Here is a 13,653-nt window from a genome sequence, read left to right on the forward strand (position 1 = left end):
TTTGCCCGGGCAACCGCCAATCGCTTATAGCCAAATGGACTGAGGCCAGCACTATCGGTTCTTAATTCGTCGGCAAAGGCATGCCGTAAAGTAGGCGCCGTTGACGCGGCCAGACAGTCCGGCCGCCCGTAAGGAGTCTTTTACCGTGAGCGAGCGTTCCAGCCATTGGCAATTGCAGACCATCGTCGGCCAGCTGCGCAGCGCGCGGGAACAGTGGCGCGCACAGAATGGCCGGGCTTCAGGAGAGCAGGGCGGCCGCGAATTGCCATCGCGAGCGGCGATGGCTGAAATCCTCGAGGCGCTGTGTGGTGCGCTGTTCCCGATGCGCCTGGGGCCGGTCGATCTGCGTGAAGAAAGTGAAGACTTCTACGTCGGCCACACACTAGATGTAGCGCTCAATGCATTGCTGGCGCAGACACGCCTGGAGCTGCGTTACGTCGCTCGCCACAGCGCGCAGGATGACAGCCAAGTCGAGGCTCGGGCGATTCAGATCGTGCAGGATTTCGCCCTTGCATTGCCGGGACTGCGCACGCTGCTCGACACCGATGTGCTGGCGGCTTATCACGGCGACCCGGCGGCACGCAGTGTCGATGAAGTGCTGCTGTGCTATCCGGGCATTCTCGCGGTGATTCACCATCGTCTGGCGCACCATCTGTATCGTGCCGGGCTGCCGCTGCTGGCGCGGATCAGCGCGGAGATCGCGCATTCGGCGACGGGCATCGATATCCACCCAGGGGCGCAGATCGGCCGCAGTTTCTTCATTGATCACGGCACCGGTGTGGTGATTGGCGAAACGGCGATCATCGGCGAGCGAGTGCGGATTTATCAGGCGGTCACTTTGGGCGCCAAGCGTTTTCCGGCGGATGAGGACGGCCAGTTGCAGAAGGGCCACCCGCGCCACCCGATCGTTGAGGATGACGTAGTGATTTACGCCGGGGCGACGATTCTCGGACGGATCACCATCGGCAAGGGCTCGACCATTGGCGGCAACGTGTGGCTGACGCGTAGCGTGCCGGCGGGGGCGAATCTGACTCAGGCGAATCTGCAGCATGATGACGGGACGCAGAAGTAAGTCTTGAATCTGCGTTGTTGTATCGGGCCTCTTCGCGAGCAGGCTCGCTCCCACATTGGAATGCGTTTCATATGTGGGAGCGAGCCTGCTCGCGAAAGATCTCCAGGCCGGATCAAGGTAGTGGCCTTAAGCCAATTCATCAGTGAACGAATCTCTCCAAACCCGCGTCATACCCCTCTTTGGGCGCTGTAGGAAACCTACCGCCCAGCCCTGCGATTAGTCCTTACCACCCCATTCATGTTTAACTTGAACGTTCATTCAAGTTAAACCGGTGGTTCGCTGCCCGCTCACAACAGGAGGCTTGCCTTTGCTGAGTCTGATCATTTCAGCCACGTTTCAACCCCTCGAGGTGCACGTTTCATGAGTGCATCGTCTACCCCCGCCAGCGGTCTGGTGCGCATGAATCCGCCGGTGTTCTACTTCGCCGCGACGGTCATTCTGCTGTTTGGTCTTGTCGTCATTGCCATCCCCGAGCAGGCCGGCGCCTGGTTGCTGGAAGCGCAAAACTGGGCGGCCAATACGGTCGGCTGGTACTACATGCTCGCGATGACTCTGTATCTGGTCTTCGTGGTGGTCACCGCCTTATCCGGCTACGGCAAGATAAAACTCGGTGCCGACCACGACGAGCCCGAATTCAGTTACCTGTCCTGGGCCGGCATGCTGTTCGCCGCCGGGATCAGCATCACGCTGTTTTTCTTCTGCGTTTCCGAACCGCTGACGCACATGCTGCAGCCGCCGCAAGGCGAGGCCGGCACCGCCGACGCCGCGCGCCAGGCGATGCAGATTCTGTTTCTGCACTGGGGCCTGCATGGCTGGGGCGTGTTCGCCTTTGTCGGCATGGCGTTGGCCTATTTCGCCTATCGGCACAACTTGCCGCTGGCCCTGCGTTCGGCGCTGTACCCGCTGATCGGCAAACGCATCAACGGCCCGATCGGCTACGCGGTGGACGGCTTCGGCATCATCGCCACGGTGTTCGGTCTCGGTGCCGACATGGGCTTCGGCGTGCTGCATCTGAACTCGGGTCTGGACTACCTGTTCGGCATCGCCCACACCCAGTGGATTCAGGTCGGCCTGATCACGCTGATGATGGGCGCAGCGATCATCGTTGCGGTCTCCGGCGTCGATAAAGGCGTGCGGGTGATGTCCGACATCAACATGCTGCTCGCCTGTGCGCTGCTGCTGTTCGTGTTGTTTGCCGGGCCGACACAGCACCTGCTCAACACCCTGATCCAGAACGTCGGCGATTACCTCGGCGCCCTGCCGATGAAAAGTTTCGACCTCTACGCCTATGACAAACCAAGCGACTGGCTGGGTGGCTGGACAGTGTTCTACTGGGCCTGGTGGATCGCATGGTCGCCGTTCGTGGGCCTGTTCATTGCGCGGATTTCCCGTGGTCGCACCATCCGTGAATTCGTCTTCGGCGTGCTGTTGATTCCGCTCGGTTTCACCTTGGCGTGGATGTCGATTTTCGGCAACAGCGCCCTGGATCAGGTACTCAATCACGGCATGAGTGCGTTGGGCATATCGGCCATCGACAATCCGTCGATGAGTATCTACCTGCTGCTGGAAACCTACCCGTGGAGCAAGACCGTTATTGCCGTGACGGTGTTCATCAGCTTCGTGTTCTTCGTGACGTCTGCGGATTCGGGCACCGTGGTGCTCTCGACCCTGTCGGCCAAGGGCGGCAACCCGGATGAAGACGGGCCGAAATGGCTGCGGGTGTTCTGGGGCGCAATGACCGCGCTGATCACCAGCGCGCTGCTGTTCTCCGGCAGCATCGACGCGCTGAAGTCAGCGGTGGTGCTGACCTCGTTACCGTTCTCGTTGATTCTGCTGCTGATGATGTGGGGCCTGCACAAGGCGTTCTACCTGGAATCGCAGAAGCAGATCGCCCAGCTGCATTCGCTGGCGCCGGTGTCCGGTTCAAGGCGTGGCACCGGTGGCTGGCGTCAGCGCCTGAGTCAGGCGGTGCACTTCCCGTCCCGCGACGAGGTGTACCGCTTCATGGAAAGCACGGTGCGCCCGGCGATCGAGGAAGTGACCGCCGTGTTCGTCGAAAAAGGTCTGCACGTGGTCACCCAGCCGGATCCGGCGCATGACAACGTCAGCCTGGAAATCGGCCATGGCGAGCAGCATCCGTTCATCTATCAGGTGCAGATGCGCGGCTACTTCACGCCATCGTTCGCGCGCGGCGGCATGGGTTCCAAGCAACTCAACAACCGCCGCTACTACCGCGCCGAAGTGCACTTGAGCGAGGGCAGTCAGGACTACGATCTGGTCGGCTACACCAAAGAGCAGATCATCAACGACATCCTCGACCAGTACGAACGGCACATGCAGTTCCTGCATCTGGTGCGTTGATCCAACGGCTGAGCGCCGAGAGGTTTTTACGCCTCGGCGCTCAGCACCATGAACAGCACCACCGCCGCCACCGGGGCAAGCCCGCTCCCACAGGGTTTTGCGCCGTTCACAGATTTTGTATCCAACACTGAAACCTGTGGGAGCGGGCTTGCCCGCGAAGGGGCCACCTCGGTATGACCTAGAGCATAGCCAATCCAGCCCCCGCCATATTCATCAGATGCTTTCGCGCTCGATCACTTGGCATCGCAGCAGATTCAGCCGCTGCACTTTGTCGCTCGGCAACACGCCAAGGCTTTCCAGCACGCGTGTCGCGGCGAGTACACCGATCTCCAGTGCCGGTGGTTTGATCGTGCTCAGACTGGGCAATAACATCTCGGCAAACGGGTAATCGCCGAAGCCGAGCACGGCGCAGTCTGCGGGGATTTTGATACCCGCGCGCTGTCCGGCGAGGAGACCTCCGGCGGCGAGGTTGTCGTTGGCGAAGATGATCGCGTCGGGGCGTGGTGAGGCGTTCATCAGGGCGTCCATCGCTTGCTTGCCGGCTTCGAACGGCGCGCGGTCGGCGTCCGGGGCGAAAATCCATGGCTCACGTCCTGCTTCACGCACAGTGGCGGCATAACCATCGCGGCGCTCCAGTGCACTGAAGTCGCCCGGCGCACTGTTCTGTACGAAAGCAATGCGTTGGTAGCCTTTCTTGAGCAAATGCCTTGCTGCCGTCACGCCCACTTCGAAGTGCGAAAAGCCAATCTGCATGGGCTCGCGCTCCGGCTGGTAATCCCAGGTTTCGATGACCGGAATATCGGCCTCGGCGAGCATCTTCTCGGTGCCTTCGCTATGGAAGTGGCTGGTCAGCACCAGGGCTGCCGGCGACCAGCCGAGAAAGGCGCGCACGGCATTTTCTTCCTGCTCGATATCGAAATAACTCGACGCCAGCAACAGTTGATAACCGTGACGACTGAGGGTATCGCTGAAGCCCTGGATCGTGTTGGCGAAGATCGGCCCGGAGATGTTCGGAATGACCATGCCGACGATTTTCCCCCGCGCCGAGGCCAGACCACCCGCGACCAGATTAGGCACATAACCGAGCTCGGCGACCACCGCCGCAATGCGCTCGCGCCGCTCAGGCGAAACCTGCTCGGGCTGATTGAAATACCGCGACACGGTAATCGCCGACACCCCGGCTGCACGCGCCACGGCGTTCAGCGTCACACGTCCGGCGCCCCGGCGTTTACGCGGCTTTTCAACGTTCAAGACTCGATCCTTTCTAAAAACCAAATCGCATATAAAAGTAATTTTTCAATATTGGACGCTCTATAGCCAGATCGCCAATATTCGCGATGTTAGCGCTAACAATGCGCGTTGTCTGCTACTCGCTCGAGCGAATGCCCACGACAGATTCAGGCGCTGTCGTCACAGAACGGCAGCGGTTCAGGGCCATTTTCGAGCGAACATCTATGCGTAATTTTCCTGGGGCATTACACACACTGACGCAGTCGATTCGCGCGGCGGGCTGGATTTTTACCGGGCTGGCGGCGCTGCCGCTGCCCACGGCGTTTGCCGCTGACAGCAGCGATCAGGAACCGACGCTGAAATCCGTCACGGTGACCGCGACTCGCCGCGAAGAGTCACTGCAAAAAGTACCGGTGGCGGTTTCCGTGCTCGACGGCGAACAGCTCGAACGCGACAACCGCAACGGCGTGGCGAGCATCGTTCAGCAAGTGCCATCGCTGAATTTCCGTACCGGCGCCTCGAACAAGGACACCTCGTTATTCGTGCGCGGGGTCGGCACCATTTCCACCTCGCCCGGCGTCGAGCCGACCGTGGCCACGGTCATCGACGGCGTGGTGTATGCGCGTCCCGGCCAGGCCACGCTGGATCTGCTCGATCTGGAGCGCGTCGAAGTGCTGCGCGGCCCGCAAGGCACGCTGTTCGGCAAGAACGCCTCGGCCGGTGTACTCAACATCACCAGCAAAGCACCGACCGTCGAGACCCACGGCTACATCGATCAGTCGTACTACAGCGGCAACGAAAGCCGCAGCCGTTTCGGCCTTGGCGGCAGTCTGATTCCGGACACGCTGAAGGGCTCGATCAGCACCTTGTTCGGCACGTACGATGGTAACGTCGACAACCAGCACAACGGCCACGAGGTCAACGGTTACAACCATCGCGGCGTGCGCGGCAAACTCGAATTCACTCCGAATGACGACATCACCTTCACCCTGATCGCGGACTACATGCAGTCCCACGACGACGCGCCCAATGGCGTCGTCAGCCAAGCGTTGACGCCGGCCTTCGGCAACGCGCTGAGTCCGGTGAATGCGACCAGCCACAATCGCGACATCAACACCGATACCCGCTCTCACATCGAGGACATCAACAAAGGCCTGTCCGGCCAGCTCGACTGGCAACTGGGTGATTTCACGCTGACGTCGATCACCGCGTGGCGCGGCTGGGACAACACCCAGTATCAGGATGGTGATCGCCTCGGCACCGTGACGGCGGCGTTCCCCGGCACCGCCGACAAGGGCAATCTGGCCTTCGACCAGTATTCGCAAGAGCTGCGGCTGGCCTCACCGAAGGGCGAGTTTCTCGAGTACGTCGGCGGCCTGTTCTACATGCACGGCAAGGACGACGAGACCTATCAGCGCACCCTCACGACCACCACACGCACCGACCGTGGCGTTGCCGATTACAGCACCACCAGCGACAGCTACGCGGTGTTTGGTGAGAGCACGCTGAACTTCACTTCGCACTTTCGCGGCATCGCCGGCCTGCGCTACACCCACGATGATCTGGAATACGATCACCGTCGCGTTTCAACATCAGCAACCACCGTCAGCGGCATTCAACCGGCGACCAGCAGCTCAGGTTCGGTGGACGAAGATGGCTGGTCCGGTCGCCTCGGTTTGCAGTACGACCTGAGCGATACCGTCACCACGTACCTGACCTATTCGCGCGGTTACAAAGGCCCGGCGTACAACGTGTTTTTCAACATGCAGCCGCGCGACACCGAAGCGCTGAAACCGGAGACCTCCAACACCTGGGAAGCGGGGATCAAAGCCACCTCATGGAACAACCGCCTGACCACCAACCTGGCGATCTTCCACAGCGAGTACGACAACTATCAGGCGAACTTTTTCGACACCGTCGCCGGGCAAGTGGTGACGCGTTTGATCAACGCCGGCAGCGTCACCAGCGAAGGCATCGAACTCGATTACGCCCTGCAAGCTACCCAGCAACTGAAGTTCTCTGGCGCACTGGCCTACACCCGCGCACGCATCGACGAATTCGCTTGCCCGGCCGGCGCGGCGGCGTCGTGCAACGTCAACGGCAAACCGTTGCCATTCAGCCCGGACTGGAAAAGCTACGTGCGCGCTGACTACACAATTGCGCTGGACAACGGTCTCGATATCGAACTGGGCACCGACTACAGCTGGCAAAGCGAAGTGCAGTACGACATCAGCCAGAACCCAGATACCAAACAGGGCGCTTACGGGCTGTGGAACGCCAGCGTCGCCCTGGCCGATTACAGCAATGGCTGGCGCGTCGCGCTGCTCGGCAAGAATCTCGCCGACAAGTCCTATTCGCCGTTGCTGGCCAGTGGCGGTAGCTACATCTATCGCGCCGTGCCTCGCGATGACGAGCGCTACTTCGGCGTGCAATTGCGCAAGGATTTCTGAGATGAGCAGACAGATGAAACTTGGTGCATTTCTCATGGCCACCGGGCATCACGTGGCGGCGTGGCGGCACCCCGATGTGCCGGCGGATGCGGGGCTGGATTTCGCCCATTACAAACGTCTGGCGCAGATCGCCGAAGCGGCAAAGTTCGATGCGCTGTTTGTCGCCGACAGCGTCGCCGCACCGACCGAAGATATCGCCAGCCGCATGGCGCGCTCCGATCACTTCGAGCCGCTGACCTTGCTCTCGGCACTGAGCGCAGTGACCGAGCACATCGGCCTGATTGCCACGGCCACCACCAGTTACAACGAGCCGTACCACGTGGCGCGCAAGTTCGCTTCGCTCGATCATTTGTCGGGCGGACGGGCGGGATGGAATCTGGTGACTTCGGACAACGCGGCCGAGGCGCTGAATTTCGGCCGCGACGCACACATCGGCCACGCCGAACGCTACAGCCGCGCCCGTGAATTTCATCAGGTGGTCACCGGGCTCTGGGACAGTTGGGAAGACGATGCCTTCCACCGCGACAAGGCCAGCGGCGCCTATTACCACCCGCACAAGCTGCATGTGCTCGATCATGTCGGTGAACATTTCCGGGTCAAAGGCCCGCTGAACGTCGCGCGCTCGCCGCAGGGGCAACCGGTGATCGTCCAGGCCGGTTCTTCCGAAGCCGGGCGCGAACTGGCGGCGCAAACGGCGGAAGTGGTGTTCACCGCGCAGACTTCGCTGGCCGCCGCACAGGCGTTTTACGCTGATATCAAGGGACGCTTGGCCAAGTTCGGGCGCAGCACCGATTCGCTGAAAATCATGCCCGGTGTGTTCCTGGTGGTCGCTGCTACCGAGGCTGAAGCGCAGGAAAAGTGTGAAACGTTTCAGCAATTGGTCGAACCCGAGGTGGGCGTCGCGTTGCTTGGGCGTATGCTGGGCAACTTCGATTTATCGAAGTACCCGCTGGACGGGCCGCTGCCAGAGTTGCCGCTGACTGACAGCGGTCAGCAGAGCCGACAGAAATTGCTGACCGAGCTGGCCGGGCGGGAGAACCTGACCCTCGCCGAGCTTGGTCGCAGGATCGCTGGCGGGCGGGGGCATCACAGCCTGGTCGGCACGCCGGCACAGATTGCCGATTGCCTGCAGGAGTGGTTCGAACAAGGCGCGGCGGACGGCTTCAATGTGCTGGTGCCGCACCTGCCGGGCGGGCTGGAAGATTTCGCCATTGGCGTGGTGCCGGAACTGCAACGGCGTGGCTTGTTCAGAACTGAATATGAAGGCCGCACGTTGCGGCAGAACCTGGGGCTGGCTCGACCCGGCAATAGATTTGCGTAACAGCTTTCGCGAGCAGGCTCGCTCCCACAGGAAAATGCATTCCAGGTGTGGGAGCGAGCCTGCTCGCGAAGCAGTCGACACCCATTTCAAGACAGACAAGAGAGGATTCGATGACATACACCGCTGCCGAAAACCGCTACGACTCCATTCCTTACCGCCGCGTCGGTCGCAGCGGTCTGGTGCTGCCGGCATTGTCGCTGGGCCTGTGGCACAACTTTGGCGACAGCACGCCGATCGAGACCCAGCGTGCCTTGCTGCGCACCGCGTTCGATCTGGGCATCAACCATTTCGATCTGGCCAACAACTACGGCCCGCCATACGGCAGCGCCGAGATCAATTTCGGTCGCCTGCTGCGCGAAGACTTCAAGCAATATCGCGACGAGTTGATCATCTCCAGCAAGGCTGGTTGGGACATGTGGCCCGGCCCGTACGGCCAGGGCGGCGGTTCGCGCAAATACGTGCTGGCCAGCCTCGACCAGAGCCTGCAACGCCTCGGCCTGGACTATGTGGACATCTTCTATTCGCACCGCTTCGACCCGGACACTCCGCTGGAGGAAACCGCCAGCGCCCTCGCCACCGCCGTGCAGCAGGGCAAGGCGCTGTACATCGGTATCTCGTCTTACTCAGGCGTGAAAACCCGCGAGATGGCCGCGCTGCTGAAAGAGTGGAAAGTGCCGCTGCTGATTCATCAACCAGCGTACAACCTGCTCAACCGCTGGGTGGAAAAGGATCTGCTCGATACCACTGACGAACTCGGCACTGGCGTCATCGCCTTCACGCCGCTGGCGCAGGGTTTGCTCACCGACAAATATCTCAACGGCGTACCGGCCGATGCGCGAGTCAATCGCCCGGGCGGCGGTTCGTTGCAGGCGTCGCATTTGTCCGAAGCCAACATTGCCCATGTGCGCGCATTGAACGAGATTGCGAAACGTCGCGGCCAGAGCCTGGCGCAACTGGCACTGGCGTGGACGCTGCGTGATCCCCGAGTGACCTCGGCACTGATCGGCGCGAGCCGGCCGGAGCAGATTATCGAGAATGTCGGCGCGCTGAAGAATCTGAATTTCAGCGCTGAAGAGCTGGCGGAGATTGACCGGTTTGCCCAGGAGGGCGGGATCAATCTGTGGGAGAAGCCTTCGACGGCGGAGTGAGCCACCCTCACCCCAGCCCTCTCCCAGAGGGAGAGGGAGCCGACCGAGGTGTCTTGCGTCTTACATCGACCTGAAATACCGAGTCGATTATGGATTCAGCAAAGTACGTTCAGGTCGGCGTACTTCTACAGCATCCCCAATCAGTCCCCTCTCCCTCCGGGAGAGGGTTAGGGTGAGGGGCTTTTGATCTTGATCAGGCTCAACGAAAAAACGGCACATCCCCCAACACCGTCGCCCGCTGCATCACCCGCCGCGCCGGTCGGTAATCGTCCACCGCGTAATGCTGGGTCACGCGGTTATCCCAGAAGGCGATGTCGTCCTTCTGCCAACGCCAACGAATGGTAAATTCCGGTCGCGTCGCATGGGCGAACAGAAACTTCAGGAGCGCTTCGCTTTCGGTTTCCGACAGTTCGTTGATCTTCGCGGTAAACCCTTCATTGACGAACAGCGAGCGCCGTCCGCTCACCGGGTGCGTACGGATCACCGGGTGCGACAGCGGTGGATTCTTGCGCCGTGCTTCTTCCCACTGCGCCAGCGCTTCAGGCGTGCTGCCGTAGCGCTCGAGCGGAAACGATCGGGTGAAATCGTGGGTCGCTGTCAGCCCTTCAAGCAGGTTTTTCATCGGCGCCGACAACGCTTCATACGCCGCGATGCCGCTGGCCCACAGCGTGTCGCCACCAAACTCCGGTAGCAACTTGGCGCTGAGCACCGCGCCCATCGCCGGCGTCGGCAGAAAGGTTACGTCGGTGTGCCAGATCGCGTTGTCGCGCACGTCGGTGACGGCGGTATCGAGGATCAGCACTTCCGGTTGTTCCGGCACGTTCGGGTAGATCGGGTGAATGTGCAGGTCGCCGAAATAATGCGCGAAGCGTGCCTGCTGCGCCGGCTCGATCGGCTGGTTGCGGAAGAACAGCACTTGGTATTTAAGCAGCGACTGCTCGATCGCGTCGCGGTGTTCCAGGCTCAGCGGCTGGCTGATGTCGACGCCGCTGATCTGCGCGCCGAGGGCGGAGCTTAACGGGGTGATGTTGAGGGTGCTCATGGTCGTTCTCGTCGAATTCGGAGTGTCATGCTTTTGTGGGAGCGAGCCTGCTCGCGAATGCAGAGTGTCAGGCGACAGTGCAGTGACTGATCTGACGCTTTCGCGAGCAGGCTCGCTCCCACAGGGGAATTTTCACAAGGCGATTTAGTGCGCCTGGCCGTGCCACGGCACCAGTCTGCGCTGCAATGCGCGCAGGCCCATTTCCATGGCGAAGGCGATCAGGGCGATGACCAGAATCCCCAGCACCACCACATCGGTGACCAGAAACTGCGCGGCCGACTGCACCATGAAACCCAGGCCACTGGTGGCCGCGATCAGTTCAGCGGCGACCAGGGTCGACCAGCCGACGCCCAGACCAATGCGCACGCCGGTGAGAATGTCCGGCAGAGCGCTCGGCAAAACCACATGGCGAATCAACTGCGCGCGCGTCGCGCCCAATGACTGAGCGGCGCGCAGTTTTGCTGGATCAACCGTGCGCACGCCCGTCGCGGTGGCAATTGCAATCGGCGCAAAAATCGCCAGATAGATCAGCAGTACTTTCGACAACTCGCCGATCCCGCACCAGATCACGATCAGCGGCAGATACGCCAGCGGCGGGATCGGGCGGTAGAACTCGATCAGCGGATCGAGCACACCACGGGCGATGCGGTTGGCGCCGATGGCAATGCCCACCGGCACGGCGGTCAGGATGGCGAAAAAGAGTCCAAGGCCGATGCGGCTGAGGCTGGCGCCCAAGTGCTGCCACAACGTCGAATCCATATAGCCCGTGGTCGCCAGCAACCAGCCTTTTTGCAGCACGGCAGCAGGCGGTGGCAAGAACAGCGGTTCGATCAGGCCGGTCGCGGTCACCGCCCACCAGATCGTCAACAGGCCGAACAGGGTCAGCAGGCTGATCCAGCGAGTGCTGAGGCTGCGGCGCACCGGGATTTTCACCGAAGGCGTTTTCACCGCCGCAGCGGAAACGTCGTAACTGCTCATGCGCGCTCCTGCCGGGGTACGGCGCTGCGTTGCGAGAAGACTTTGCTCAGCACGTGTTCGCGGGTTTCGATAAAGCGCGGATCGGATTTGATCGCGCGGGCCGATTCACCTGCGGCGTAACGCTGACCGAAATCCAATTGCAGGCGCTCAACGATCTGCCCTGGATTCGGCGCCAGCAGAATCAGGTCCGTGGCGAGGAACACCGCTTCTTCAATGTCGTGGGTAATCAGGAAAACCGGCTTGGCCGTGCGTTGCCAGACTTGCAGCAACAGCTCCTGCATCTGCTCGCGAGTGAATGCATCAAGCGCACCGAACGGCTCGTCCATCAGCAACACGCGCGGATCAGCGGCGAGGGCGCGAGCGAGGCCGACGCGTTGTTTCTGGCCACCGGACAATTGCCAGATGCGCCGGTCTTCGAAGCCGGCGAGATCGACCAGCGCGAGCATTTCACGGGCGATTTTTTCCCGCTGGTCCTTGCCGACACCGGCCAGTTCAAGGCCGAAGGCGACGTTGGCCAATACGTCCTGCCAAGGCAGCAAGGCGTCGTCCTGAAACACCACGCCACGTTCGGCGCTCGGGCCTTTGACCGGCACGCCGTCGAGGGTGATGCGCCCGGCACTCGGTTCGACGAAACCGGCAATCAGGTTCAACAGCGAAGTCTTGCCACTGCCGGACGGGCCGAGGGCGACCAGCAACTGCTGCGGCCCGAGGGTCAGAGAAATATCCGCCAGCACCGGCTCCGGGCTGCCCGGGTACTGTGCGCTGATGCGCTCCAGCTGTAGCAAGGCCATCGCTGTATCTCCCGATCAGTTAGTGATGTATTCGGCACTGACGTAAGGCGCGTAGTCCGGCAGCACGGCTTCGACCTTGCCTTGCTCCTTGAGGAACGCGGCGGTGTCGGTGATGGCTTTGGTGGTCGGCGCGCCGAGGTCACTGACCTGATCCGCCGCCAGCGGGTAGACGTTGCCCTGCAGCAGCAGCGGAATGTCGCTGGCCTTGGCGCCGGAGAGTTTGACCAGTTTGTCGACGTTGCTCTGGTTGGCCAGCCAGGCCTGCGGATCCTTGCGGTAAGCGGCGTAGGCGTCGAGGGTGACCTTGGCGAATGCGGTGACAATTTCCGGGTGCTTTTCGGCGAAGTCCTTGCGCACGATCCACGCATCGAAGGTCGGCGCGCCGAACTTGGCGAGCTCGCCGGAGGTGATCAGCACTTTGCCGTTTTCCTTGGCCACGCCCAGCGCCGGATCCCACACGTAAGTGGCGTCGATGTCGCCGCGTTTCCACGCCGCGATGATGGCTGGCGGCGCGAGGTTGAGTACGGTGACTTTCGACGGATCGATGTTCCAGTGCTTCAGCGCGGCCAACAGGCTGTAGTGACCGGTGGACACGAACGGCACGGCGATTTTCTTGCCGATCAGATCCTGCGGAGTCTTGATGCCGGAACCGTCACGCGCGACCAATGCCTCAGCGGCGCCGATCTGCGTGGCAATCAGGAAGGTTTCCACCGGCACTTTGCGGGTGATCGCGGCGGTCAGCGGACTTGAACCGAGGTAGCCGATCTGCACATCGCCGGACGCGATGGCGGCAATGATGTCGGCACCGTTATCGAACTTGCGCCAGCTGATATCGGCCTTGGTGGCTTTCTCGTAGGCGCCGTCGGCCTGAGCGACTTTGGCCGGGTCGACGGTGGTCTGGTAGGCGACGGTGAGATCGGCCGCCTGGGCCAGGAAGCTTGCAGCGGCCAGTGAGGCGGCGGCGAGCAGGCGAAGCGGGAAATTCAGTTTCAATTGAAAGCTCCAGATCAGGCGACCGAATGTCGGCATGAGTGGAGACTAAATGATCTAAGAATCCCGAAATAAATAACTTTTTCGAATGAGCTTATGAGCGGAAAAATCTAAGGATAGGAGAGGGTGTGGGGATTTCGGATGATTCGGTCGACGTCAGAACTTTGCCCGCTCACCCCAGCCCTCTCCCCCAAGGGGGCGAGGGGGAAAGGGAGCTGATCTTCATGCTTTTCAAGGCCTGAGTTCGGCCCGGTATTTCAGGTCGGTGTA

General features: G+C 61.3%; 10 protein-coding genes. 5 read left to right on the forward strand and 5 right to left on the reverse strand.

What is annotated here, in order from left to right; genetic code table 11:
* Positions 1–145 precede the first annotated feature (145 nt).
* Together epsC and betT are read left to right on the forward strand one after the other, a co-directional pair.
* Positions 146–1,072, forward strand: a complete 927-nt coding sequence (gene epsC / locus PS14A_RS00510; RefSeq protein ID WP_130912077.1) for a serine O-acetyltransferase EpsC — start codon at positions 146–148, stop codon at positions 1,070–1,072.
* A gap of 399 nt (positions 1,073–1,471) precedes the next feature.
* Positions 1,472–3,433: a choline transporter BetT gene (gene betT, locus PS14A_RS00515; protein ID WP_212615184.1), complete on the forward strand. Its 1,962-nt coding sequence runs from the start codon at positions 1,472–1,474 to the stop codon at positions 3,431–3,433.
* A gap of 213 nt (positions 3,434–3,646) precedes the next feature.
* On the opposite strand, the gene PS14A_RS00520 is transcribed toward betT, so the two are convergent.
* A complete protein-coding gene (locus tag PS14A_RS00520) occupies positions 3,647–4,684 on the reverse strand; it encodes a LacI family DNA-binding transcriptional regulator (protein ID WP_016772195.1) in 1,038 nt (345 codons plus the stop codon).
* 203 nt (positions 4,685–4,887) lie between these two features.
* On the opposite strand from PS14A_RS00520, the gene PS14A_RS00525 reads away from it, so the two are divergent.
* The 3 genes from PS14A_RS00525 to mgrA all read left to right on the forward strand — a co-directional run bounded on the left by PS14A_RS00525 (position 4,888) and on the right by mgrA (position 9,582).
* Positions 4,888–7,113: a TonB-dependent receptor gene (locus PS14A_RS00525; RefSeq protein WP_212615042.1), complete on the forward strand. Its 2,226-nt coding sequence runs from the start codon at positions 4,888–4,890 to the stop codon at positions 7,111–7,113.
* Position 7,114: 1 nt separating this feature from the next.
* Entirely contained in the window at positions 7,115–8,434 is a 1,320-nt protein-coding gene (locus PS14A_RS00530) for an LLM class flavin-dependent oxidoreductase (protein ID WP_212615043.1), read from the forward strand.
* A gap of 110 nt (positions 8,435–8,544) precedes the next feature.
* Positions 8,545–9,582 carry an L-glyceraldehyde 3-phosphate reductase gene (mgrA, locus tag PS14A_RS00535; RefSeq protein ID WP_212615044.1) on the forward strand — a complete coding sequence of 346 codons (1,038 nt, stop codon included), beginning with the start codon at positions 8,545–8,547 and terminating at the stop codon, positions 9,580–9,582.
* A gap of 199 nt (positions 9,583–9,781) precedes the next feature.
* Here mgrA and tauD read toward each other — a convergent pair whose 3' ends face one another.
* The 4 genes from tauD to tauA all read right to left on the reverse strand — a co-directional run bounded on the left by tauD (position 9,782) and on the right by tauA (position 13,386).
* The gene (gene tauD, locus PS14A_RS00540; protein ID WP_212615045.1) at positions 9,782–10,624 is read right to left on the reverse strand and encodes a taurine dioxygenase; all 843 of its coding nucleotides are present in this window, start codon (positions 10,622–10,624) and stop codon (positions 9,782–9,784) included.
* Positions 10,625–10,768: 144 nt separating this feature from the next.
* Positions 10,769–11,602, reverse strand: a complete 834-nt coding sequence (tauC, locus tag PS14A_RS00545) for a taurine ABC transporter permease TauC (protein ID WP_212615046.1) — start codon at positions 11,600–11,602, stop codon at positions 10,769–10,771.
* Positions 11,599–12,393 carry a taurine ABC transporter ATP-binding subunit gene (gene tauB, locus PS14A_RS00550; protein ID WP_130910261.1) on the reverse strand — a complete coding sequence of 265 codons (795 nt, stop codon included), beginning with the start codon at positions 12,391–12,393 and terminating at the stop codon, positions 11,599–11,601. The genes tauC and tauB overlap by 4 nt, the downstream gene beginning before the upstream one ends.
* A gap of 15 nt (positions 12,394–12,408) precedes the next feature.
* On the reverse strand, positions 12,409–13,386 hold the full coding sequence (gene tauA, locus PS14A_RS00555; RefSeq protein ID WP_212615047.1) for a taurine ABC transporter substrate-binding protein: 978 nt from the start codon (positions 13,384–13,386) through the stop codon (positions 12,409–12,411).
* Between the last annotated feature and the right edge of the window lie 267 nt (positions 13,387–13,653).

It is taken from the genome of Pseudomonas sp. 14A, assembly GCF_018132745.1.
Lineage (GTDB): Bacteria > Pseudomonadota > Gammaproteobacteria > Pseudomonadales > Pseudomonadaceae > Aquipseudomonas > Aquipseudomonas mercuritolerans.

Bases quoted from the DNA above. Each gene is read 5' to 3' on its own strand.
- PS14A_RS00525 (WP_212615042.1), top strand. From the start codon at position 4,888: ATGCGTAATTTTCCTGGGGCATTACACACACTGACGCAGTCGATTCGC.
- mgrA (WP_212615044.1), top strand. From the start codon at position 8,545: ATGACATACACCGCTGCCGAAAACCGCTACGACTCCATTCCTTACCGC.
- tauB (WP_130910261.1), bottom strand. From the start codon at position 12,393: ATGGCCTTGCTACAGCTGGAGCGCATCAGCGCACAGTACCCGGGCAGC.
- tauD (WP_212615045.1), bottom strand. From the start codon at position 10,624: ATGAGCACCCTCAACATCACCCCGTTAAGCTCCGCCCTCGGCGCGCAG.
- tauC (WP_212615046.1), bottom strand. From the start codon at position 11,602: ATGAGCAGTTACGACGTTTCCGCTGCGGCGGTGAAAACGCCTTCGGTG.
- betT (WP_212615184.1), top strand. From the start codon at position 1,472: ATGAATCCGCCGGTGTTCTACTTCGCCGCGACGGTCATTCTGCTGTTT.
- PS14A_RS00530 (WP_212615043.1), top strand. From the start codon at position 7,115: ATGAGCAGACAGATGAAACTTGGTGCATTTCTCATGGCCACCGGGCAT.